General features: G+C 37.1%; 26 protein-coding genes. 16 read left to right on the top strand and 10 right to left on the bottom strand.

Going from position 1 to position 21,529, the window contains the following annotated elements:
* Nucleotides 1-17 precede the first annotated feature (17 nt).
* From KTV93_RS04220 to KTV93_RS04185, 8 genes are all read left to right on the top strand, one after another.
* Nucleotides 18-539 (top strand): YceD family protein, encoded by a 522-nt coding sequence (locus KTV93_RS04220; protein ID WP_218250075.1) that lies wholly within the window; start codon nucleotides 18-20, stop codon nucleotides 537-539.
* Nucleotides 540-603: 64 nt separating this feature from the next.
* Nucleotides 604-807, top strand: a complete 204-nt coding sequence (gene rpmF / locus KTV93_RS04215) for a 50S ribosomal protein L32 (protein ID WP_218250074.1) — start codon at nucleotides 604-606, stop codon at nucleotides 805-807.
* Nucleotides 808-933: 126 nt separating this feature from the next.
* On the top strand, nucleotides 934-1,419 hold the full coding sequence (gene accB, locus KTV93_RS04210) for an acetyl-CoA carboxylase biotin carboxyl carrier protein (protein ID WP_218250073.1): 486 nt from the start codon (nucleotides 934-936) through the stop codon (nucleotides 1,417-1,419).
* A gap of 89 nt (nucleotides 1,420-1,508) precedes the next feature.
* Complete coding sequence (gene accC, locus KTV93_RS04205) at nucleotides 1,509-2,861, top strand: acetyl-CoA carboxylase biotin carboxylase subunit (RefSeq protein ID WP_218250072.1); 1,353 nt, start codon at nucleotides 1,509-1,511, stop codon at nucleotides 2,859-2,861.
* Between the two features lie 94 nt (nucleotides 2,862-2,955).
* On the top strand, nucleotides 2,956-3,450 hold the full coding sequence (locus KTV93_RS04200; protein ID WP_218250071.1) for a hypothetical protein: 495 nt from the start codon (nucleotides 2,956-2,958) through the stop codon (nucleotides 3,448-3,450).
* A 27-nt stretch (nucleotides 3,451-3,477) separates the two neighbouring features.
* Entirely contained in the window at nucleotides 3,478-4,002 is a 525-nt protein-coding gene (locus KTV93_RS04195; protein ID WP_218250070.1) for a hypothetical protein, read from the top strand.
* Between the two features lie 118 nt (nucleotides 4,003-4,120).
* Entirely contained in the window at nucleotides 4,121-5,368 is a 1,248-nt protein-coding gene (gene rocD, locus KTV93_RS04190; RefSeq protein ID WP_218250069.1) for an ornithine--oxo-acid transaminase, read from the top strand.
* Between the two features lie 3 nt (nucleotides 5,369-5,371).
* Nucleotides 5,372-6,127, top strand: coding sequence for a glycosyltransferase family 2 protein (locus KTV93_RS04185; RefSeq protein WP_218250068.1), 756 nt, complete (start codon nucleotides 5,372-5,374; stop codon nucleotides 6,125-6,127).
* 3 nt (nucleotides 6,128-6,130) lie between these two features.
* Here KTV93_RS04185 and KTV93_RS04180 read toward each other — a convergent pair whose 3' ends face one another.
* Nucleotides 6,131-7,000 carry a hypothetical protein gene (locus tag KTV93_RS04180; RefSeq protein WP_218250067.1) on the bottom strand — a complete coding sequence of 290 codons (870 nt, stop codon included), beginning with the start codon at nucleotides 6,998-7,000 and terminating at the stop codon, nucleotides 6,131-6,133.
* A 224-nt stretch (nucleotides 7,001-7,224) separates the two neighbouring features.
* On the opposite strand from KTV93_RS04180, the gene KTV93_RS04175 reads away from it, so the two are divergent.
* Genes KTV93_RS04175 through KTV93_RS04165 form a run of 3 tightly spaced genes read left to right on the top strand, consistent with a single transcriptional unit; the run spans nucleotide 7,225 to nucleotide 10,234 of the window.
* Nucleotides 7,225-8,190 carry a glycosyltransferase family 2 protein gene (locus KTV93_RS04175; protein WP_256118986.1) on the top strand — a complete coding sequence of 322 codons (966 nt, stop codon included), beginning with the start codon at nucleotides 7,225-7,227 and terminating at the stop codon, nucleotides 8,188-8,190.
* Nucleotides 8,190-9,239 (top strand): glycosyltransferase, encoded by a 1,050-nt coding sequence (locus tag KTV93_RS04170; protein WP_218250065.1) that lies wholly within the window; start codon nucleotides 8,190-8,192, stop codon nucleotides 9,237-9,239. The genes KTV93_RS04175 and KTV93_RS04170 overlap by 1 nt, the downstream gene beginning before the upstream one ends.
* 8 nt (nucleotides 9,240-9,247) lie before the next feature.
* The gene (locus tag KTV93_RS04165) at nucleotides 9,248-10,234 is read left to right on the top strand and encodes a WaaS/CpsH family glycosyltransferase (RefSeq protein WP_218250064.1); all 987 of its coding nucleotides are present in this window, start codon (nucleotides 9,248-9,250) and stop codon (nucleotides 10,232-10,234) included.
* A 24-nt stretch (nucleotides 10,235-10,258) separates the two neighbouring features.
* On the opposite strand, the gene KTV93_RS04160 is transcribed toward KTV93_RS04165, so the two are convergent.
* Together KTV93_RS04160 and KTV93_RS04155 are read right to left on the bottom strand one after the other, a co-directional pair.
* Nucleotides 10,259-12,334 carry a glycosyltransferase gene (locus KTV93_RS04160; RefSeq protein ID WP_218250063.1) on the bottom strand — a complete coding sequence of 692 codons (2,076 nt, stop codon included), beginning with the start codon at nucleotides 12,332-12,334 and terminating at the stop codon, nucleotides 10,259-10,261.
* Between the two features lie 16 nt (nucleotides 12,335-12,350).
* Nucleotides 12,351-12,695 (bottom strand): phosphomannose isomerase type II C-terminal cupin domain, encoded by a 345-nt coding sequence (locus tag KTV93_RS04155; RefSeq protein WP_218250062.1) that lies wholly within the window; start codon nucleotides 12,693-12,695, stop codon nucleotides 12,351-12,353.
* Nucleotides 12,696-12,792: 97 nt separating this feature from the next.
* Between KTV93_RS04155 and gltX the strand changes: the two genes are divergently transcribed.
* Nucleotides 12,793-14,307, top strand: a complete 1,515-nt coding sequence (gene gltX / locus KTV93_RS04150) for a glutamate--tRNA ligase (protein ID WP_218250061.1) — start codon at nucleotides 12,793-12,795, stop codon at nucleotides 14,305-14,307.
* A 49-nt stretch (nucleotides 14,308-14,356) separates the two neighbouring features.
* Nucleotides 14,357-15,313, top strand: a complete 957-nt coding sequence (locus tag KTV93_RS04145; RefSeq protein WP_218250060.1) for an acetyl-CoA carboxylase carboxyltransferase subunit alpha — start codon at nucleotides 14,357-14,359, stop codon at nucleotides 15,311-15,313.
* A 140-nt stretch (nucleotides 15,314-15,453) separates the two neighbouring features.
* On the opposite strand, the gene KTV93_RS04140 is transcribed toward KTV93_RS04145, so the two are convergent.
* Together KTV93_RS04140 and rpmH are read right to left on the bottom strand one after the other, a co-directional pair.
* Complete coding sequence (locus KTV93_RS04140; protein ID WP_218250059.1) at nucleotides 15,454-16,164, bottom strand: cell division ATP-binding protein FtsE; 711 nt, start codon at nucleotides 16,162-16,164, stop codon at nucleotides 15,454-15,456.
* A gap of 178 nt (nucleotides 16,165-16,342) precedes the next feature.
* Nucleotides 16,343-16,501 (bottom strand): 50S ribosomal protein L34, encoded by a 159-nt coding sequence (gene rpmH, locus KTV93_RS04135; RefSeq protein WP_034755721.1) that lies wholly within the window; start codon nucleotides 16,499-16,501, stop codon nucleotides 16,343-16,345.
* A 184-nt stretch (nucleotides 16,502-16,685) separates the two neighbouring features.
* Here rpmH and KTV93_RS04130 point away from each other — a divergent pair, with 184 nt between their 5' ends.
* On the top strand, nucleotides 16,686-17,693 hold the full coding sequence (locus KTV93_RS04130) for a DHH family phosphoesterase (RefSeq protein WP_218250058.1): 1,008 nt from the start codon (nucleotides 16,686-16,688) through the stop codon (nucleotides 17,691-17,693).
* 12 nt (nucleotides 17,694-17,705) lie between these two features.
* On the opposite strand, the gene KTV93_RS04125 is transcribed toward KTV93_RS04130, so the two are convergent.
* The 5 genes from KTV93_RS04125 to KTV93_RS04105 form a co-directional block, all read right to left on the bottom strand.
* Nucleotides 17,706-18,071, bottom strand: a complete 366-nt coding sequence (locus tag KTV93_RS04125) for a DUF1304 domain-containing protein (protein ID WP_218250057.1) — start codon at nucleotides 18,069-18,071, stop codon at nucleotides 17,706-17,708.
* An 11-nt stretch (nucleotides 18,072-18,082) separates the two neighbouring features.
* On the bottom strand, nucleotides 18,083-18,865 hold the full coding sequence (locus KTV93_RS04120) for an alpha/beta fold hydrolase (RefSeq protein ID WP_218250056.1): 783 nt from the start codon (nucleotides 18,863-18,865) through the stop codon (nucleotides 18,083-18,085).
* Between the two features lie 22 nt (nucleotides 18,866-18,887).
* Nucleotides 18,888-19,391, bottom strand: a complete 504-nt coding sequence (locus KTV93_RS04115) for a hypothetical protein (RefSeq protein WP_218250055.1) — start codon at nucleotides 19,389-19,391, stop codon at nucleotides 18,888-18,890.
* Nucleotides 19,392-19,475: 84 nt separating this feature from the next.
* Complete coding sequence (gene dtd / locus KTV93_RS04110) at nucleotides 19,476-19,925, bottom strand: D-aminoacyl-tRNA deacylase (protein WP_218250054.1); 450 nt, start codon at nucleotides 19,923-19,925, stop codon at nucleotides 19,476-19,478.
* A gap of 7 nt (nucleotides 19,926-19,932) precedes the next feature.
* On the bottom strand, nucleotides 19,933-20,382 hold the full coding sequence (locus tag KTV93_RS04105; protein ID WP_218250053.1) for a Rieske (2Fe-2S) protein: 450 nt from the start codon (nucleotides 20,380-20,382) through the stop codon (nucleotides 19,933-19,935).
* A gap of 102 nt (nucleotides 20,383-20,484) precedes the next feature.
* On the opposite strand from KTV93_RS04105, the gene greA reads away from it, so the two are divergent.
* Nucleotides 20,485-20,955: a transcription elongation factor GreA gene (gene greA / locus KTV93_RS04100; RefSeq protein WP_218250052.1), complete on the top strand. Its 471-nt coding sequence runs from the start codon at nucleotides 20,485-20,487 to the stop codon at nucleotides 20,953-20,955.
* A 129-nt stretch (nucleotides 20,956-21,084) separates the two neighbouring features.
* Nucleotides 21,085-21,474 carry an HIT family protein gene (locus tag KTV93_RS04095; protein ID WP_218250051.1) on the top strand — a complete coding sequence of 130 codons (390 nt, stop codon included), beginning with the start codon at nucleotides 21,085-21,087 and terminating at the stop codon, nucleotides 21,472-21,474.
* Nucleotides 21,475-21,529: the final 55 nt, after the last annotated feature.

The following is a 21,529-nucleotide window of genomic DNA, read 5'->3' as shown; positions in this document are numbered from 1 at the left end:
TTTTGCACACTCATTTTATGGACAAGTTAAGAAACTACGATATCGTGTTTTCGGGACAAAGAAACGGTAGACACGAGTTCCAATTTGAGATAGATAAAGCGTTCTTTCAACTTTTCGATACTGAACAGGAATTTACAGAACCTAAAATAGTTGCTGATGTTTTAATGGATAAACACACCACTTTTTTAGAAGTTAACATTAAAACTTCCGGAACGGTAAATTTAGTTTGTGATATCACGAACGAAAATTTTACCCATCCTATAGAAAATGATTTAAATGTTCTGGTAAAATTCGGTGCAGAATATGATGACAGCGAAGAAGATGTGATTACCATTCCGATGACCGATCACGCATTCAATGTTGCGCAGTTAATCTACGAAGTCGTAATGCTTGCCATACCGATGAAGAAGATTTCGCCGAATGTTTCTGAAGAAGATTTAGAAATCCTTGAAAAATTCAGTCCGAAAGACGAAACAGAAGAAGAACCGGAAAGCGATCCCCGATGGGAAGCTTTAAAGAAGTTAAAAGATAAAAATTAAATAGTTTAAATGATGAGAATTGAGCAATCAACTACTCATCGCTCATCAAACAAAATTATAAGAAATGGCACATCCAAAGAGAAGACAATCGTCAACAAGAAGAGATAAGAGAAGAACCCACTACAAAGCAAGTGTTCCTCAATTGGCAAAAGATGCAACTTCAGGAGAAATGCACCTTTATCACAGAGCGCATTGGTTCGAAGGAAAAATGTACTACAGAGGTAAAGTAGTAATGGAAAAAGCAGTAGAAACTACAGAAGAAGATTAAGATCTAAAAATCTTAAAAACTTCAATTTTATACCAAAACCACTCAATTTTTTCAATTTTGAGTGGTTTTTTGTTGTTTTTTACTGATTTTTAGTATCTTTGGCATAATAAACAAATACCACATATAATGGACATTAAAGACATACAAAATCTGATCAAATTTGTGTCTAAGGCAGAAGTTTCTGAAGTAAAATACAAAACAAAAGATTTCGAAATCACAATCAAAACTCCACTGGGAGGGAATGAAGTGAGCTATATGCAACAGCCGGCGGTTTATCATACAGCACCACAACCAGCTGCATCTGCGCCTGCAGTGTCATCTGCACCTGCCGCAAATACTCCTGCTGATGTTGCTGCTGATGACGACAGCAAATTTGTAACGATTAAATCTCCGATGATCGGAACGTTCTACAGAAAACCATCACCAGATAAGGATGTTTTCGTGAATGTTGGTGACGAAGTTTCTAATGGTAAGGTAGTTTGTGTAATCGAAGCAATGAAGTTATTCAACCAGATCGAATCTGAAATTTCCGGAAAAATCGTGAAAATTTTGGTAGATGATGCGACACCAGTTGAATATGATCAGCCTTTATTCTTAGTAGATCCATCTTAAGAAATTTTAAATTAGATTATAGATTTTAAATGGTACTCATTTAAAAATAATTTAAAATTCGAAATTCAAAATTTAAAATTTCAACTACGATGTTCAAAAAAATATTAATTGCCAACAGAGGCGAAATTGCAATGCGTATTCTGCGTACCTGCAAGGAAATGGGAATCAAAACTGTGGCAGTTTATTCTACTGCAGATAAAGACAGCCTGCACGTAAGATTTGCGGACGAAGCAGTTTGTATTGGGCCCGCGATGAGCAAGGATTCTTATCTGAAGATTTCAAATATTATTGCAGCGGCCGAAATTACCAATGCAGACGCCATCCACCCGGGATATGGATTTCTATCAGAAAACTCAAATTTTTCAAGAATCTGTCAGGAAAACGGTATTAAATTTATTGGTGCAACTCCTGACCAGATCGACAGAATGGGCGATAAAGCTAACGCAAAAGCTACCATGAAGGAAGCCGGTGTACCTTGTGTTCCGGGTTCTGAAGGGTTAATTGACGGTTACGAAACTGCTGCTAAACTGGCAGAAGAAGTAGGTTATCCGGTGATGATTAAAGCTACCGCAGGGGGTGGAGGTAAAGGAATGAGAGCTGTCTGGAGAGCTGAAGATTTACAGGAACACTGGGATTCTGCAGTTCAGGAAGCTACTGCAGCGTTTGGAAACGGTGGAATGTACATGGAGAAACTCATTGTTGAACCACGACATATTGAAATTCAGATTGCTGGTGACCAATATGGAAAAGCCTGTCATCTTTCCGAAAGAGACTGTTCTGTTCAGAGAAGAAATCAGAAATTAACTGAGGAAACTCCGTCTCCATTCATGACCGATGAACTTCGGGAGAAAATGGGGAAAGCAGCTGTAAAAGCCGCTGAATATATTGGTTATGAAGGAGTTGGAACGATTGAATTTTTGGTAGATAAGGACCGCAATTTCTATTTCATGGAAATGAATACCAGAATTCAGGTAGAACATCCTATTACAGAGCAGGTTGTGGATTATGACCTGATTCGTGAGCAGATTCTTTTGGCTTCAGGTACACCGATATCTGGAATCAATTATTATCCGAAACTGCATTCAATCGAATGTAGAATTAATGCGGAAGATCCTTATAACGATTTCCGTCCTTCACCTGGTAAAATCACCGGACTCAATATTCCGGGGGGACACGGAATCCGTGTAGATACGCATGTGTACTCGGGTTACAGCATTCCGTCCAATTATGATTCAATGATTGCAAAACTCATCACCACAGCACAAACGCGTGAGGAGGCCATTGCAAAAATGAAAAGAGCTTTAGAAGAATTCTATATTGAAGGAGTGAAAACCACGATCCCTTTCCACAGACAGCTGATGGAAAATGAAGATTACCTTTCTGGAAATTATACAACAAAATTCATGGAGGATTTTGTAATGGATAAAAATTTTGATCATTAAGATCATTATATAATTTATGAAACCGGCTTTTTAATGCCGGTTTTTTTATCTTTAAACTTAAATAAGGAGCGGACTTGCTCTAAAATTGAATGATATGAAAAATTTTCTGCTATTTATATTTCTTGTAGGATTCGCCAGCACCAGCTTTGGGCAGGAACAGACAATTGTTAAAACTCTGAACAGGGAACTGCAGAAAGAGGTTAAAAACCAATTGAAATCTCCTCATTTTAGCGGTGATACCATAGAAATTGTGAAACCTTTTTCAATCAGCACAGACAAAATCCTTTCCTTTGAAATAAAGAAGACCAGCCCCTATTTTAGCGGATATCAAATAATCAGGCAGGAAGTTCCCCTGAATAAGATCCTTAAAATCGGAAAAGATATAAATATCATCCTCGAATGTGAAGATCACGAAGTTCTTACCACCTATAATACATTTGATGTTGAAAACAAGACGGAAGAGGTAAAAGGAAATTTATTTTTTCTTTATCTGTCCAATGAAAAACAAAATGAAGATTTGGGGGTCGCGATCCAGAAAGCTTTCCAGAAAGCGGGTTACAGTCTCGAAAAGGAATATTGGTACGATTGAATTTACTGCAACCTTTAAAAATGCACAATGAAACTTTCAAAAGAGGAAAAAAAATTCTGGCAGCGCTATTACCGGATTGAAAAGGCAGATCATATTCCAACTCATTGGGGACGTTTGAAATCTAAGGATTCAGATTTTGGTGATGAATTCTTTTATTTTCTGAGTTTAAGGGTAATTTCCATAGAAGAAATTTATCTCACAGATTCTCTGATTACTGATGTTGCGGTGAGTTATATGACCAATTTTAAAGGTCTGAAATCACTTTTCTTAAGAAAGAACCGTTATTTAACCAGCGCGTCTTTATCATATTTCAATCAGATGCAAGAGCTGGAAATCTTAAATATCACCCGAACACCAATTACTTTAGACGATTTATGCGATTACTTGGAAAACCCTAATCTGAAGGAAGTTTTTGTAGATTCCGAAGACAGTGAAGAAGCTGTGCTCGAGAAAGGCCTGATCTTAAAGGAAAAAATGCCCGGCTGCAATGTTTATTTAAACTGTTCCCATTCCACTAATGTTTTTGGAAATTTCGAAAAGCCCATCTTTTAATAGTTTTCTCTTGTCAAACCACCTGACAGACTGAAAATTTTCCGTTATACATTCAAATTGCAGCCAGTGACTTTACTTGGAAATAAATCATTATTTTTGCTTTATAAATCACCTTAATATGCATACAGTAAACAAAACATCCTCTTATTTTATAGAACTCGAAGAAAAACACGGCGCGCACAATTACCATCCGCTTCCTGTGGTTTTAGAAAAAGGCAAAGGCGTTTTCGTTTGGGATGTTGAAGGTAACAAATATTACGATTACCTGTCCGCTTATTCTGCGGTAAATCAAGGTCATTCTCATCCGAAAATTGTAGATGCACTGGTGAACCAGGCTCAGAAATTAGCATTGACGTCCAGAGCTTTTTACAACGCCAATTTAGGCGAATACGAGAAAAAAATTACAGAACTTTTTGGCTTCGATAAAGTTTTACCGATGAATTCCGGTGCCGAGGCAGTAGAAACAGCGGTAAAATTAGCAAGAAAATGGAGTTATGAAGTTAAAGGAATCTCGCAAAATGCTGCAAAAATTGTTGTTTGTGAGAATAATTTCCATGGAAGAACAACGACGATAGTATCTTTCTCCAACGATCCTGATGCCAACAATAATTACGGACCTTTCACGCCAGGTTTTATTAAAATTCCGTACAATAATCTCAAAGCTTTAGAAGAAACTCTGGCAAACGATTCAGAGAATATTGCTGCGTTTTTAGTAGAACCAATTCAAGGTGAAGCGGGGGTATATGTTCCGGACGAAGGCTTTTTAAAGTCGGCATCAGAACTTTGCAAAAAACACAATGTACTTTTCATTGCTGACGAGGTACAAACCGGGATCGCAAGAACCGGAAAACTTATCGCTTGTCATCATGAAAATGTTCAGCCCGATATTCTGATTTTGGGTAAAGCACTTTCCGGCGGAATGTATCCGGTATCTGCAGTTTTGGCTAATGATGAAATCATGAACGTGATTCATCCGGGGCAGCACGGTTCTACTTTCGGAGGAAATCCCGTTGCCTGCGCGGTTGCCGTTGCGGCTTTAGATGTGGTGGAAGAAGAAAAGCTTTCAGAAAGAGCTGAAGAACTCGGGCAGCTTTTCCGGAATGAAATTGAAAAATTAATCGAGAAAACCAATCTTATTACCGGTGTTCGCGGGAAAGGACTTTTAAATGCGATTCTCATTAACGATACTCCGGAAAGCAAAACCGCCTGGAATCTTTGTCTCGCACTGCGCGATAACGGCCTATTAGCGAAACCAACCCACGGCAACATCATCCGTTTGGCACCGCCTTTGGTGATCACCGAAGAAGAGATTTTGGATTGTGTGGCAATTATTGCGAAAACAGTATTGGAATTTAAGAGAAATTAAAACTTGGATCTTACAGAACATATCACCGGTTTAATCATCACTTTTAATGAAGAAAAAAACATTCAGGAAGTTCTTGAATGTTTTGACTTTTGTGATGAGATTATAATTGTAGATTCCTTCAGTACCGATAGAACCGTAGAAATTGCATTAAAGAATCCTAAGGTTAAAGTCATTAAAAATGCTTTCGAAGATTTCACCAAACAGCGGAATCTGGCATTGGACTCGGCTAAAAACGAGTGGGTTCTTTTTCTTGACGGAGATGAAAGGATCACTCCTGAACTGAAAAATGAAATTAAAGAAACAATCAACCGCACCAACCCCGCCGATGCTTATTACATTTACAGAATTTTTTTTGTGGGGAAGAAAAAAATAAATTTTTCGGGTACACAAAATGATAAGAATTTCCGTTTGTTTAAGAAGTCAAAAGCGTCTTATTTAAAGCACAAAAAAGTGCACGAAACACTGGATGTTAATGGAACAACAGGTGTTTTAAAGAACAAACTTCTGCATTATTCTTTTGAAAACTATGCGTCTTTTAAGAATAAAATGCTGTATTACGGTCGTCTAAAGGGAGAAGAACTCGGTGATACCGGAAAAAGATATTCAATTGCCGTGCATTATATTAAGGTGATCTTTAAATTCGTGAAAACCTATTTCCTGAAATTAGGAATTCTTGATGGAGTAGACGGATTAAGAATAAGCTACCTTCAAAGTCTATATGTAAACGAAACTTACCGAAAATTAAGGGATCTACAATAGCCGTTACTTTTTGATATAAGTAGTTTTCTTGTTCTGATAAAATTTATTTAAAAACTTAGTTAGTCTTTTTTCCGTATTGGATTCTTTTACCCAAACAGGATTTTGAGTAAGATCTATCTCTTTCAAGTTTTCTACGATTTGCATCAGATCGTGTTTTTTCATGAAAGATTCTTTCAGGAAATTACCAATAATAGTATTCCAATGCTTTTTATTCCCCCAATAATGTCCTACAATGTGATCTGCAGATTTAAGTTCAGTATTTTTACCTAATCCGAGAGAGAACGCAAACTGTTCTATAAGTCTTCGGGTGACGTCATCGGCGCACATGGCATCATTTACATCTAATACAATCTGCAGAGAATCTAAGTGTTGTTTAGAAATTCCGATTAATCCGGCATTCCACATCGCGGAGTTTTTATCAATTTTGATATGATTGTATTCTTTCCCCTGCATTTGCTTCCACATCAGTTTTTCGGTTTTTGATGATAGTGAAGACAGTTTACCTTCCTCAAGATGCATAAAATTTTGTCCATTGTTCATGCCTTCTCTCAGGGTATCGAGATCCTGGTAAAAAAAAGTATCGCCATCCAAATAAAGAACGGATTCCGAAGGATATTTTTCCGCGATTAACTGTAGCGCTTTAATTTTTACCCGCCAAAAAAACTGATATTGGCCTTCCCACCGCTTAATAATTTCTTTGTTTATCTCTATTACTTCTACGCTTTCCTCAAAAAAATTAAACAACGAAGGATTTTCCGCGATGACAATAATTCTGTCATTGTCCTTTTTTCGAGCCATGGCGGTATAGATCGAGAAATATATTTGCTGATAATGCTCCAGATTATTGCCAAAAACTAAATATACGATGTTCATTTTACTGAGATTATAATTTAAACCCTCAACGTTCAGTAAAGTGGAAGGTTTTGATTCAAATTTAGCATAAAAAATCTGCGATATCAAAAATTTGTGCAACTTAATAATTTCAATTAAATTGCGTTAGTATATACACGGCAAAACTACTTATTAATAAAAGCTTTTCAGACTTATTGTGAAACTTACCCGAAGTAATTTACACATCACATCCTATTGCAGTTCATATGAATAATGATCCACTGATAAGTATAATTATACCTTGTTTTAATGCCGAAAAAACGTTGGAAAAGTGTTTAGAGTCGGTAGTTCAACAATCTTATACTAATCTTGAAATCATTATTATCGATGATGGCTCGACGGATGAGACATCACTGATTTATAATAAATTTCAAAGTAATGATGAACGGATTTTGGTTTTTAAGCAGCAAAATTCGGGCGTTTCTAAAGCCAGAAACAGTGGTGTAAAAGCAGCGACAGGAGATTATATTTGCTTTGTGGATTCCGATGATTGGGCGGAATTGAATTATTGTTCGGAATTATACAGTTTACTTGTCGGTGAAAATGCCGATATTTCTATTGTAGAAGCATCTTACGAGGATGAAAATGGAAATGTGTTATGCAGTAAACCAATTTCGGAGGAGAAAATATTTGATGGAAACAGAGCTTTAGTCCTTTTACTGGAGGATCAGGAAATCCAGAGCCATCCATGGGGGAAACTGTTTAAAGCAGACCTTTTAAAAAACGTACACTTTCCTGAAAATCTAAAATGTTTCGAGGATTATTCTACACTTTTCAAGATTTTCAATAAGGCAGTAAAAGTGGTAAAATCCAATGAAAAGTTATACCATTACATACAGCGGGAAGACAGCCTTTCGCATAACCTCTCCCCCGAGACTGCTTACCAATTTTTTTTAGCAATTATGGAGGTTTTTGAATTTTGGAGAAATTCTGCAAAGGTTGGGGATCGAAACAAAATCATTAAAAATATCGTCAGGAAACTTCTGATGGTTCTGAAGAGAATTACCAGAAATACAAAAGAAAATGAAATGAAATCTGAAAAAGAGGAAATTCGCAGGGCATTCAATTCGTTTTTAAAATATTCTGCAAGAGATATCGGAATAGAGTACTATTTCTATTTGAGATTATATTACTATTTCCCAAACTTTTACGCCAGATTAACTCATAAATAATGTTTTCAGCACCACTAGTATCCATCATCGTTCCGTGCTACAATGTTGAAAAATACGTTGAAGCGTGTGTCGATTCCATCCTTATGCAGGATTATGAAAATTGGGAATGCATTTTAATTAATGATGGAAGCAGTGACCATACACTTGAAATCATTAAATCTTTTGAAGCCAAGGATCGGCGGTTCCAGGTATTTACACAGGAAAACGCAGGACTTTCTGCAACAAGAAACAGGGGAATTGAAATTTCAAACGGAGCGTTTCTGTTTTTTTTGGATTCAGATGATCTTCTAAGTACTGATGCCATCAGCACATTGGTTTCGTCTGTGGACAACAACGATATCGTTACCGGAATTACCGTAACGTCAAAAATTAGTGGTGACATTATATCGAAAATTTCACATTTATATCCTCCCAAAGAAGGAGATCTCACTATTGCCAATACTCATTTTGAGGTTTTGACAAAAGCGATGGAATCTGCATTAACTCCGGTTGCACAAAATCGTCTGTACAGTAAAGAATTCATTGATGCAAATAATCTCCGGTTTAAGAAGGGGATTCTTCACGAAGATGAATTGTGGTTTTTTGAAACGATGCTTTTAGCAAAAAATGTAAAGTTCGTCAACCACGAAACCTATTTTTACAGAACGGATAACGAAAATTCCATTACAAGTAAATTAAGCGACAGAAATTTGGACTCTTATATTTCGGTGCTGGAAGAAGTGCATGAAAAATACATCAAAAAGCAAAACCTTGATATTGCAAAGTGGTATAACGTTTATCTCAAGAAAATTTTTCTGGATTTTGCCATCCGTGAACGTGAAAAATTAAGCGGTGAAGTGATCAGAAAACTGGAAAAATCATTAGTCAATACTTACTCAGATTTACCCTCACAAACTTATTTATCTCACAAAAATGAAGTTTATTACAGAGCGATGAACAAACTCACGCTTAAATCATTTGATCAGATAAAAAAGCATTATGTCAGAAATCCGGTGAACAGTCTTAGAAAGCAATTCAAACTATTTCAAATCACCTATTTACTTAAATAGCTTAATAGATGCGACCGAAAAAATTTCTGCTGGTAATGCCCGATTATTCGGATTTTCCTGAACTTTTCATTAGAAACTTAGAAAAATTGGGATTTCAGACATCTTTAATTACCAATAAAATTCCAGCTTATAAATACCGTGGCTCTGAACGGCTGGTCAATTTTATAAGGAAGACTTTTTTAAAAGATAAAAGTTATAAAAAGAAACTTATTGCTCAATTTGAGGAAACTGAATATTCAAGAATTGTAGCTGAATTGGATGAAAAGTTCGATTATATTTTCGTAATCCGACCGGATTCATTTCCCGTTTCTTTTATTGAAAAGTTAAAGGATAAAACCACAAAATATATCGGTTACCAGTGGGATGGAATTGAAAAATTCCCGAAAGTGAAAAATTATTTTTCTTTCTTCGATACGTTCTTCTGTTTTGAAACCGTACCGGGTTTTAGCAATGTGAAAAAAACTACAAATTTTTACTTTGATTTTGATAATTATAAGGCCGCTCAGACTCCCGTGCCGAATATCCCGCCAGTTTTTTATTTCGTGGGTTTAGATTGGGAAATCAGAAGGACTAAGATTAACAATTTTGTAGAGTTTGCAGTTAATAATGATTTTAAACTCGATTTTTACTTACAGGAATTTGAAAAAAACGACGACAAAAATCCTCATATTAAATATATTACAAATAGAATTACTTTTGCGCAAAATATAGAGTTTGTAAAAAAATCTGATGTTCTTGTAGATTTCGTTGATCCGAGACAGGTTGGTTTATCTTTCAGATTTTTCGAGGGTATGTATTACAGAAAAAAAATTATTACAGATAATATGATGGTTAAAAAGTATGATTTCTACCATCCAGACAATATTTTCGTTATTGAAAATGACAACAACGCTGCGATTCTGGAGTTCCTGAAAAGACCCTATCAAGAATTACCGGAGCAAATCGTAAAAAAGTACAGTTTCAGCGAGTGGATATTCAGAATGCTAAGTGAGTAAAAGAAAGGTTGGGTAATATTTCTGTCAATTATTCAGATAATCCAGCAGGTTTTTGATGTTTTTTTCCTGGTTTTCGGTTGAAAAATACTGCAATCCATTTTTACTGCCTTCGTAGAGTTCGGTCCAATTTTTTTCATTGGAATAAATATCTAAGATGTAGTTCGCAAAAGTTTCGGGATCAGAAATTTCTGCGACAAGGGCATGGATATTCGGCGTTAATTTCATTCCCTCTACACCAATTGTGGTTGATATTACGGGCAGTTGATACTCCAGTGCCTGGCCGATTTTGCCTTTTACTCCGGCTCCGTATCGCAGCGGTGCAACCATCGCTTTCGCACTTGTGAAGAGCGTGTCGATTTCTTTTTGATAGCCAAGAATTCTGAATCTTTCGGAATTCAATGTAATGATTTCTTCTGGTGCATTTCCACCTACGATATACACTCTAATATCAGGGTTTTGTTCCCAGACCAATGGCATGATCTCGTTATGCAGATATAACACAGAATCTACATTAGGTTTGTGAAGAAAACTGCCAATAAAAATGAGGCCTTCTCTGTCATTAAAAGATTTCTGCCTCAGATTCTTTTTTAATGAATGGATATTACTTACAATAAAGATTTTTTCAGGATTTATTTTTTCTCTCGCGAGAATTTCTTTCTCATGATCGCTTATTGCTATGATGGCGTCTGCGTGCAGAAACGCTTTCCGTTCTAATTCGCAAACTTCTTTTTCCCTCTTTAAGGTGGCTTTGTTTTTTAGAAAATACGCCTGCTCTCTTGAAAATCTCAGATAATGAAGATCTACCATGTCGTAAATGATCTTCGCACGGAAACCGATTGGTTTAATAACCTCATTATAATACTCATAGCCTTCTGGTCGGAAAATCCAGATATAATCTACAGAGTTTTTTATTTGCTCAAGTTGTTTTGCTTTTCGGATTATTTTCCGTTGAGGTGTTAAGTATTCTCTTAAAACCTCAACACCTAAATCTTGAAATTTCTTTACATAATCAGCGTCATCTGCAGAAAATTCATTCTTTATCAACAAGTATATTTTATGATTGTTTTTTACTAAAATTTTTATAATCTCAGTAAACCGGTTAGAGCCTGAATCCTGATCAAATTTTGGAATATACTCTTCTGCTACAAGAATGCATTTGTCATATTGGGCATCGTCATTTATTCTATAAAAATCATCGCCTTCTTTCCAAATGTTTTCAAGAAAATTCTGCCATTTTTCATAGAAAATAACGGAATTTTTTTTTATCAAATTGTGCTTGTCCGAATGGTGTTTTTGATAACTTACGTTTTCATAATGAATCACTTCTGACTGAGGTTGATAGTAAGTATCCAGACCCTGACGATGTTTCAGCCGCATGCAAAGATCGTTTTCTTCATAGTAAGCAGGCGCATAAACTTCATCGAAAAGATTCAGATTCCCGTTAGAATCCTGTCTTTTAAAAAGCAAACTGCATCCTGAAACATAGTCTACTGTTCGCAGGAAGTTAAATTGCGGAGCATCGATTGACTGGGTAGCTCCACGGTTTACAATCACATTATTTTTGAAAACGAGACAGCCTGCCTCCTGTAAAGTATTGTTCCCGAAAATCAGTTTAGAGCCTACAGCTCCAACATTCGACCGGGTTTGAAAGACGGATAAAAGTGAAGTTAGGTAGTTGTTTTGAACCTTTGTGTCGTTGTTGAGCAAATAAATATAAGAACCTTTTGCCTTTTTTATTGCGGTATTTGCACTTTTTAGAAAACCTGAATTTTCGGTATTATTAATGAGCGTTATTCCTTTTATCTGTGAAATGATATTTTGGGTATTATCTGTACTGCAGTCATTTACCAAAATAATTTCTTTAGACACATTATCGTTACATTCAGATAAGGCATAAAGACAGTTTAATGTATAATGAAGTTGGTTATGAACGGGTATGATAATACTTACTTCCGGTTCAGGTTCTTCTCTGAAATTGAAGGAGTAGTTCTCGAAAAAGGAAAGATTTCTTAATGAAGAATTAAGAAATCTTACAGACTTTTTAAACTTTATATCCCGTTTAAGCTGCTTATATCTCTTTCTCAAACTCCAAAACCTCATAATTTTTCAAAATTTTTTACCTTCTTTCGTAATCATCCTCTAAACGGATAATATCATCTTCCCCAAAATAGGTTCCGGTCTGCACTTCTACAAAGACCACAAGTTCAGAACTTCTGTTTTCGATTCTGTGTTTTGCGCCTTGAGGAATAAAAATACTTTGGCCATATTTTAAGATATGTTCGCTTTCATCCAGAATTACAATTGCTTCACCCTGAACAATGGTCCAGAATTCCTGTCTGTGATGATGGTATTGATATGACAGTCTTTGGCCTGGATTTACCTCAATTCTCTTCAGTTTATACGAAGGTTCATCCGCCAAAACATAATATTTTCCCCAGGGTCTATCGCCAATCTCTAACATCTTAGTAATTCTTTAAGATGCAAAACTAAATAAAATATCTCAAATCCTTTATAAACTCAATTTTTACTTAAATTTGCAGCTTAAATTTTTAGCAACAATGAGCAAAGTACGCGTGCGTTTTGCACCAAGTCCTACAGGACCTTTACATTTAGGTGGGGTTAGAACCGCTTTATACGATTACCTTTTTGCGAAAAATCAGGGTGGCGAATTCGTTTTAAGAATTGAAGATACCGACACCGCAAGGTATGTGGAAGGTGCTGAAGATTACATTATGGAAGCCCTGGAATGGTGCGGAATTATTCCTGATGAAAGCCCGAAACACGGAGGGAAATTTGCCCCGTACCGACAATCTGAAAGACGCGATATTTACGATAGATATTTAGCTGAAATCCTAAAAACAGATTACTCCTATCTGGCTTTTGACACACCGGAGGAACTTGACGAAATCCGGAAAGAATATGAGCAGAAGGGTGATGTTTTCGCGTACAATTATATTTCCCGAAACCGGCTGAAAAACTCGCTGACACTTTCTGAAGAAGAAGTACAAAAGTTACTTGATGAAAACGTCCCTTATGTCGTTCGTTTCAAAATGCCTGTGGACCGGATTCTGAATCTTGAAGACATCATCCGCGGAAAATCTTCCGTAAATACCAATACGCTTGATGATAAAGTTCTGGTGAAGAACGACGGAATGCCGACTTATCACTTTGCTAATATCGTTGATGACCATGAAATGGAAATCACTCACGTTATCCGTGGGGAAGAATGGCTGCCGTCACTGGGTCTACATTATTTATTATATGAAGCGATGGGTTGGGAAAGACCACAGTTTGCACATCTTTCATTAATTCTGAAACCTGAAGGAAAAGGCAAGCTAAGTAAAAGAGATGGCGACAAATTCGGTTTCCCCGTTTTTCCATTAAATTTTAAAGATCCTGAAACAGGAAATATTTCCAAAGGCTACCGCGAGGAAGGATATCTTCCGAACGCATTTATCAATATGGTTGCACTTTTGGGCTGGAGTCCGGCAAACGACAGAGAGATTCTTACCCTGGAAGAAATGGTGAAAGAATTCGATCTGCATAAAGTTCATAAAGCCGGTGCACGTTTCAGCAAAGAAAAAGCAGAATGGTTTAACCACGAATATTTAAAGCAATTATCCAACGAAGAAACTTTAGCATTATTCAAAGGTGTTGACGGAATAGACCTTAGTCAATTCAGCGATGATAAGCTGCTGAAAATAATATCTTTAATGAAAGAAAGGGCTACTTTCATCAAAGACATCTATAACGATGGTAAATTTTTCTTTGAAGCCCCAATTACTTACGACGAAAAGGCTTCTAAAAAAGCCTGGAACGCCGAGACGGGAACTTTGATGAATGATTTGGCTGATGTACTTCACGCCACAAAAACCTTTGAATCTGAAATTTTAAGAAAAGCCATTCATGATTTCGCTGAAACCAAAGAATTGGGAATGGGAAAAGTGATGATGCCTCTCCGTCTTGCGCTGGTTGGTGAGCTGAAAGGCCCCGATGTTCCTGATATTCTCGAAATCCTTGGCAGTGAAGAAAGTGTTGGCAGAATAAAAAATGCAGTGAATAATATCAACTGATTTTCTATTATTTTTCCTAAATTTGAAAGATTAATTCTTAACTAAAGAAATGGAGTATTTAAATTTTGAACTTCCCGTAAAAGAACTGATGGATCAGTACCAAACCTGTTCATTGGTTGGCGAAGAGAGCGGAGTGGATGTAAAACTGGCTTGCTCGCAAATTGAAGATAAAATTATAGAAAAGAAGAAAGAAATTTATGGCAACCTTACCCCATGGCAGAGAGTTCAGTTGTCCCGCCATCCGGATCGGCCTTATACTTTAGATTTCATCAAAGGAATTACGGATAAAGACAGTTTTCTGGAACTTCACGGAGACCGGAATTTTGCTGATGATCCTGCAATGGTAGGCGGTTTGGCAACGATTGATGGGCAAAGAGTGATGATCATCGGAACTCAAAAAGGTAGAACAACGAAAGAGAGACAGCACCGCCGTTTTGGGATGAGTAATCCCGAAGGGTACAGAAAAGCTTTAAGACTGATGAAACTGGCAGAGAAGTTTAAAATCCCTGTGATTTCTTTAGTTGATACTCCCGGAGCATATCCCGGGCTGGAAGCTGAAGAACGCGGACAAGGAGAAGCAATTGCACGAAATATCTTTGAGATGACCATGCTTAAAACTCCGATTTTCGTTTACATCATCGGTGAAGGAGCAAGTGGCGGCGCCTTGGGAATTGGTGTTGGTAACAAAGTATATATGTTGGAAAATACTTGGTATACTGTAATCGCGCCCGAAAGCTGTTCATCGATTCTGTGGAGAAACTGGGATCATAAAGAAGACGCAGCCAACGCGCTGAAGTTAACTCCTCAGGATGCTTTGCGAGAAAAGTTCATTGACGGAATTATTGAAGAACCTCTTGGTGGAGCTCATTACGATCCTAAAGTGGCGTATGATCATTTGAAAACATCGATTTTACATAACATCAAAGCATTTTCATCTTTTACCGGAAAAGAACTTGAAACCCAGAGACAGGATAAATTTATCGCGATGGGTCAGTTTAAAGGATAATATAAAATCTAAAAGAATCAATAGAAACGGGCTTTAGCCCGTTTTTTTTATGTGCAAAATTGATGGCTTTAGCCAAATATTAAAACAGAAAAATCCCGCAATAATTTTGCGGGATTTTATATTTAGACTGTAAGTTTATCTTATTCGAAAAGTTCGGTAGTGTTCAGCACAGTGACTTTGCCGTCTTCGCAACGGATCGCTTCCCCGGGAAAATTCTGAATCATGTGATAATCGTGTGTAGCCATCACAACTGCAGAATTATTTTCAAAAGCAACCTGCTTCAGCAACGTCATAATTTCGTTTGAAGTTTCAGGATCCAGGTTTCCTGTAGGTTCATCTGCGAGGATGAGTTCCGGATGGTTCAGGAGCGCTCTGGCAATCGCAATACGTTGCTGTTCACCACCTGAAAGTTCGTGGGGCATTTTGTGTTTCTTCGATTTCATTCCCACGCTTCCCAACACTTCATTAATCCGGTCGTCGATCTTAGTTTTATCGTTCCAGCCGGTGGCTTCAAGTACGAAACGGAGGTTTTTTTCTACGGTTCTGTCTGTAAGCAACTGAAAATCCTGAAATACGATTCCCAGCTTTCTTCGCAGATTAGGAACATCCGACATTCTCAGTTTCGCCAGATCAAATCCTGCCACATTACCGTCACCCGCAGAAAGCGGAATGTGTCCGTAAAGCGTTTTCAGTAAAGAGCTTTTTCCCGAACCTGTTTTTCCGATGAGGTAGCAGAATCTGCCCTTTTTTATATTAAGGTTTACATCGTTAAGCACCGTAAAATTTTTCTGGGCAATTTTTGCACTTTTCAGGCGGATTACATCCTGGCCTTCGTGAGAGGAGTGTGGCATACTTTATCTGATTGTTGTTGAATCTTTCCCGCTAATTCCGGGATTAATGTTGTTACAAATGACCTTGCCAAAAATAAGTAAAAAGTTTCTTTTTGTGCTTAATTTTGGCAAAATTTAACAACAAAAAATGCCTGAAAATTTACTTTTCAAGCATATTTTTATATGATAATTCCTGAGATTATCTCTTAGCTCTCGCCGAGCTAATACTTAAACTCTTTCTGCCTTTTGCTCTTCTAGCTGCCAAAACTCTTCTTCCGTTTGGTGTTGACATTCTTTCTCTGAAACCGTGTTTGTTTCTTTTCTTTCTTTCTGATGGCTGGAATGTTCTCTTGCTCATTGCTAATATTTTTTAGTAAAAACTATATCTTATTTTTCAGACTGCAAATATAGGAAAGTTTTTACTTTCTGCAAACATATTTAAATTATTTTCAGAGAATATTCAGATTATTTCTTCTATAGACTCTTTCGTTTGCTGTCTGATAAAAACTTATATTTGAGGTCTTAAAAATAATTACATCAATATGTTTACGCCTTCCGAGATTTCAGAGATCCAAAAACTCTTAGTTCCAGAAAATAAAATTGTAATCATCACGCACTACAACCCTGATGGCGACGCGATTGGTTCAAGTTTGGGTCTTAAACATTTCTTAAACCAAAAAGGTCTGGAGGCTGATGTGATTGTTCCGAATGATTTCCCTAAATTCCTGAAATGGATGCCCGACGCAAAGAAAATCATTATCGCCGATTATAAAAGAAAAGTTGCGGGAGAAGCCATTTATAATGCGGATATCATTTTTATTCTTGATTTCAATGCGTCACATCGCAGTGGAAATCTGGTCGGTCCATGGATTGAAAAAGCCAGAGCTAAAAAAATTCTTATCGATCACCACCAGCAGCCTGAAGATTTCGATTTTGTGTATTCGGATGTTAAAGTACCCGCGACTTCGCAGATGATTTATCATTTTATTGATGCGCTGAACGATGCCGAACTTGTAGATCAGGATATCGCAGAATGTCTTTATACCGGTATTATGACCGATACAGGCGGATTCCGTTTCCGTTCGACCAGCGCTACTACTCACCGAATTGTTGCTAATCTTATAGAAAAAGGTGCAGATCCGGCGATGATTACCTCGAATACATGGGATACCAATACCGTGTCCCGGCTTCACTTGCTGGCGTTAATTTTAGGCAGAATAGAAGTGGTAAAAGACGGAAAAGTGGCTATTTTATGGCTGAAACGTGATGAGCTTAAAGAATTTGGATTCCAGAAGGGCGATACCGAAGGTTTTGTAAATTATGGTTTAAGCATTATGGGAACTCAGGTTTCTGCTTTCTTCATGGAGGATCTTTATGAGAATTTCATTAAAATTTCTTTCCGTTCCAAAGAAGATGTTGACGTGAATCAGTTTTCACGGAAATATTTTAACGGGGGCGGTCACATCAACGCAGCCGGTGGAAAATACATGAAATCCATCGAAGAAACGATTGAAGATTTTAAAGTAAAAATCGCAGACGAGAACTTCTAAAATCTCCCGGAATTATTTTAAAAGTAAAACAGTAAGCGCCAAAATCGCTGGCAACGCCTGCACGAAAAATATTTTTCTGGAAGCAGAAAAAGCTCCGTACAATCCCGCAACAATTACACATGCAAGAAAAAATTGGGCAACATAAGTTGACCAGTTGGAATCTGAAATCAATAGAGACCAAATGAGACCTGCAGCTAAAAATCCGTTGTAAAGCCCCTGATTAGCTGCTAAACCTTTGGTTGGTGTGAAGAGTTCATCTTTTAATGCGCCTTTGAAGGATTTTTTACCCAGAGTTTCCCACGCAAACATTTCCATGTACATGATGTAAAGATGTTCCAGTGCAACAATCGCGATCAGAATTTTCGACAGTGTTTCCATAGTTATTGAGTTTAAAAAATCAGTTTTTTCGGCAAATTGTGGAGAAGTTCGGTATTGATAATTTCTGCACAAATTGCAGGTTTTTCCCAATGTCCGTTATGTCCACAGTCCAGAAGATATGATTTGATATTAGTTTTATCAGGAAGGTTTTTAAGTGTTTTTTCTACGTTAACCGCTTTGTCATGTTTTCCGGCGATAACCACAATTTTCCCGCCGAAGTTTTCTATAACTGATTTTTTATCGGTTCTGTCGGTCATTCCTTTCACTGCAGCCAAAACACCGTCCGTTTTGGTTGAAAGAGCTATTTCTTTAGCCAACTCAATTTTGCCTTCCAGCGTATCTTTTTCATTCTCGTTAAATAAATTCGGAATTCCTGCTTTCACGTAATTTGGGTAGGCCTCCTGAATGATTCGGTGGCTTTTTCGGCGTTGTTCTTTTTTTTCCTCGTCATCTGCAAAATAAGTTGAAAAAAAGAGGGTTAAACTTTTTAACGGTTCAGTGAATTTTTCTGCAAAAGCCAACGAAGCGTATCCGCCCATTGAATGTCCCAGAAGATGAAAATTCCCGAGGTTCAGGTGATCGGTTACTTTTTTTACTTCCTCAGCCATGAATTCCATAGTGTGGATTTCCTGGTATATTTTAGAAAGTCCATGTCCGGGAAGATCAATTTTTATCAAAGTGAAATTTTCTGAAAGGTGGGCTTCCATTTCTTCCCAAATCATCAGATTTTCCATAAAACCGTGGAGCAGAACCAGTCTTTCTTTTCCGGCTCCTGATATTTCGTAATTCAGCATAATTTTAAATTTTTAAGATTCCTTAGAAATAAATATCAATGTATTCAACAAATCCGGAACCATTAATTTTGTCCTGAAGCCGCCAGAAACTGCCTTTTCCTTCATCAAGAAAAGTGGTTTTTTTATTTCTGGTAAAGGTTTTTCCGTTAATCTTCTGGGTTATTTTTCCTTCAAAATTAAGATGTTTCGCTGAAACCCGCTTAATGGATCCTTCAATCATTAATGTGTTTTGTCCGGATTTTCCGTATCCCGAAATTGTATATAAGTCTCTGCCGGTCTTGTCTAAATTTACTTTTCCGTCAATAATGCTTTCATCAGAACTGAATTTCAAAGAATGTTGCCCGCTAAGGTCTTCGAATATATTTTTATTGTTTTTCTGCCGTATCCGCTCGTTAATTTTGGTTCTCTCCAAATTCAAAGATTCAATTATTTTGGTGCTGTCAGATATTGTCTGGCTAAAGCCGCTTTCTTTTTTTGAACAGGAAAACAGAAATATTACGGAGGACAGAAGTATAAATTTTTTCATGCGGTGACGTCGATTTTGATCAAATTTAGATAAAATTCAAACGCGGAACATTTTTATTGACAGAAATGCGGGAGTTGGTGAGCTTTATATTTTGGTTTTAGAATCCATTACAATCGTAACGGGACCATCGTTGAGTAGAGAAACCTTCATATCGGCACCGAAAATGCCGCTTTCTGTTTTTAAACCTGATCTCGAAATTTCTTCTTTAAAATATTCAAACAAGGGAACGGCTTTGTCGGGTTTGGCGGCTTTTATAAACGAAGGTCTGTTCCCTTTTTTGTAATCAGCAATTAAAGTAAACTGGCTGATGCAAAGTATTTGCCCCGAAATATCCAGAACAGATCGGTTGAGTTTTCCCTCGTCATCCCCGAAAATCCGGAGATTTAGAATCTTCTGTACAAGCCATTCTGCATCTGTTTTTTCATCTGTTTCATCAATTCCAATCAGCAGTAGCAGGCCATTTCCAATTTCGCCCACGGCTTTTCCGCCAACTTTTACCGAGGCTTCAGAAACTCTTTGAATTACAGCTTTCATGATTTGGTTAATTGAAAATGGTAAGGATTCCGGTTCCCGGATCGAAATTATAGCGGTAAGTTTTGGGGGCGATAGGCGCAATTTTTATGGGTTCACCAGTCAGCAGGATCCATTCAGCGCCATCTTTCGGGCATACAATTTTAATATTGTTTTCCACACTCAGTGTTGTATTGCTGTCGGGACAAATATGCGGGGCATTGCGGTCGTAGACTTTGAATCCGTTTGTGGTTCTTACAACAATAAGCCCTCGGGTTCCTGCTTCCTGCTGGTTCACGTAAATCCAGCCGTTAACATTCTGAAGGTTGTAGTATGCCGGGAGATTTAAATTTAAAATCACATTGATGGGAACATCAGGAAAGCAATTCACTGTTTCTTCGCGTTCATTGCAGGATGTGGTATTTAAGGTGCTGAAAATGAGTATGATTGGTAAAATGACTGTCGAAATAATTCTTTTCATTTAAAAATAAAATTTATATATTTGTAAAACGAATACAAACAGAAATCATTGTCCGGCAAATGTCGGATTATTTTTTTATACTAACGCAAATTAAAAGAAATTATGGCAAGTTACGTTACCAAAGATGGTTTGGATAAAATGAAAGTGGAACTGGAACAATTGGAGACCATCGAAAGACCTAAAATTACCCAGCAGATTGCTGAAGCTAGAGATAAAGGCGACCTTTCTGAAAACGCGGAGTACGATGCTGCAAAAGAAGCACAGGGAATGCTGGAAATGAAAATTTCTAAACTTAAAGATTTAATCATCAATTCGAAGGTAATTGATGAATCCCAGCTTGATACTTCAAAAGTTTCAATTCTGACCACAGTGAGACTGAAAAATAACACGACAAAAGGAGAGCAGAAATTTACTCTGGTGCCGGATAATGAAAGCGACCTGAAAGCCGGAAAGATTTCCATCAATACCCCAATAGCAAAAGGTCTGTTAGGAAAAGTTGTAGGCGAAACAGCAGATATCGTTTTACCAAACGGAAACAAGCTTTCCTTTGAGGTTTTGGAAATTTCTTTATAGAATACGCATCCATCAGCAGATCATTTGGGATTTAAAGGTTTATCCATCAGGTTTTTTAATTATTTTGTAGATTTGCAACAACAAAAATCGCTGGTTTTTTGAAGAAAGAGCCGCATCAAACCTAAAATAATGAGTTCCATATTCACAAAAATCATCGAAGGCGAAATCCCGGCTTATAAAATTGCAGAAGATGAAAAGCATCTCGCTTTTTTGGATGCGATGCCTTTGGTAAAAGGACATTCACTTGTTATTCCGAAGAAGGAAATTGATCTTATTTTCGATTTAGAGAATGAAGATTTCAAAAACCTGTGGAGTTTTGCACAAACAGTTGCGCAAAAACTTAAAATAAATTATCCTGAGCAAAGGATTGCTGTGGCGGTTGTGGGTTTGGAGGTCCCTCATGCACATATTCATCTTATTCCTATTAACAAAATGGAGGAGATGAACTTTAAAAATCCACGTCTTAAATTGTCTGATCGTGAATATCAGGAAATCCAAACAGCGATTGTCAATTCTTAAAATTAAAATTTTGTCAAAGTCTTACCGCTTTGACAAAATTTTTTAAATATTAAAT

This window comes from Kaistella faecalis, assembly GCF_019195395.1.
Lineage (GTDB): Bacteria > Bacteroidota > Bacteroidia > Flavobacteriales > Weeksellaceae > Kaistella > Kaistella faecalis.
The sequence above is the reverse complement of the archived record's forward strand: the minus strand, read 5'-3'. Positions and strand labels throughout refer to the sequence as shown.

Bases quoted from the DNA above. Each gene is read 5' to 3' on its own strand.
- KTV93_RS04195 (WP_218250070.1), top strand. From the start codon at position 3,478: ATGAAACTTTCAAAAGAGGAAAAAAAATTCTGGCAGCGCTATTACCGG.
- dtd (WP_218250054.1), bottom strand. From the start codon at position 19,925: ATGAAAGCTGTAATTCAAAGAGTTTCTGAAGCCTCGGTAAAAGTTGGC.
- KTV93_RS04125 (WP_218250057.1), bottom strand. From the start codon at position 18,071: ATGGAAACACTGTCGAAAATTCTGATCGCGATTGTTGCACTGGAACAT.
- greA (WP_218250052.1), top strand. From the start codon at position 20,485: ATGGCAAGTTACGTTACCAAAGATGGTTTGGATAAAATGAAAGTGGAA.
- KTV93_RS04105 (WP_218250053.1), bottom strand. From the start codon at position 20,382: ATGAAAAGAATTATTTCGACAGTCATTTTACCAATCATACTCATTTTC.
- KTV93_RS04175 (WP_256118986.1), top strand. From the start codon at position 7,225: ATGAATAATGATCCACTGATAAGTATAATTATACCTTGTTTTAATGCC.
- KTV93_RS04220 (WP_218250075.1), top strand. From the start codon at position 18: ATGGACAAGTTAAGAAACTACGATATCGTGTTTTCGGGACAAAGAAAC.
- KTV93_RS04095 (WP_218250051.1), top strand. From the start codon at position 21,085: ATGAGTTCCATATTCACAAAAATCATCGAAGGCGAAATCCCGGCTTAT.
- KTV93_RS04170 (WP_218250065.1), top strand. From the start codon at position 8,190: ATGTTTTCAGCACCACTAGTATCCATCATCGTTCCGTGCTACAATGTT.
- rpmF (WP_218250074.1), top strand. From the start codon at position 604: ATGGCACATCCAAAGAGAAGACAATCGTCAACAAGAAGAGATAAGAGA.
- KTV93_RS04155 (WP_218250062.1), bottom strand. From the start codon at position 12,695: ATGTTAGAGATTGGCGATAGACCCTGGGGAAAATATTATGTTTTGGCG.
- KTV93_RS04115 (WP_218250055.1), bottom strand. From the start codon at position 19,391: ATGAAAAAATTTATACTTCTGTCCTCCGTAATATTTCTGTTTTCCTGT.
- accB (WP_218250073.1), top strand. From the start codon at position 934: ATGGACATTAAAGACATACAAAATCTGATCAAATTTGTGTCTAAGGCA.
- KTV93_RS04200 (WP_218250071.1), top strand. From the start codon at position 2,956: ATGAAAAATTTTCTGCTATTTATATTTCTTGTAGGATTCGCCAGCACC.
- KTV93_RS04160 (WP_218250063.1), bottom strand. From the start codon at position 12,334: ATGAGGTTTTGGAGTTTGAGAAAGAGATATAAGCAGCTTAAACGGGAT.
- KTV93_RS04140 (WP_218250059.1), bottom strand. From the start codon at position 16,164: ATGCCACACTCCTCTCACGAAGGCCAGGATGTAATCCGCCTGAAAAGT.
- KTV93_RS04120 (WP_218250056.1), bottom strand. From the start codon at position 18,865: ATGCTGAATTACGAAATATCAGGAGCCGGAAAAGAAAGACTGGTTCTG.
- KTV93_RS04180 (WP_218250067.1), bottom strand. From the start codon at position 7,000: ATGAACATCGTATATTTAGTTTTTGGCAATAATCTGGAGCATTATCAG.
- accC (WP_218250072.1), top strand. From the start codon at position 1,509: ATGTTCAAAAAAATATTAATTGCCAACAGAGGCGAAATTGCAATGCGT.
- KTV93_RS04130 (WP_218250058.1), top strand. From the start codon at position 16,686: ATGTTTACGCCTTCCGAGATTTCAGAGATCCAAAAACTCTTAGTTCCA.
- rpmH (WP_034755721.1), bottom strand. From the start codon at position 16,501: ATGAGCAAGAGAACATTCCAGCCATCAGAAAGAAAGAAAAGAAACAAA.
- gltX (WP_218250061.1), top strand. From the start codon at position 12,793: ATGAGCAAAGTACGCGTGCGTTTTGCACCAAGTCCTACAGGACCTTTA.
- KTV93_RS04145 (WP_218250060.1), top strand. From the start codon at position 14,357: ATGGAGTATTTAAATTTTGAACTTCCCGTAAAAGAACTGATGGATCAG.
- KTV93_RS04165 (WP_218250064.1), top strand. From the start codon at position 9,248: ATGCGACCGAAAAAATTTCTGCTGGTAATGCCCGATTATTCGGATTTT.
- rocD (WP_218250069.1), top strand. From the start codon at position 4,121: ATGCATACAGTAAACAAAACATCCTCTTATTTTATAGAACTCGAAGAA.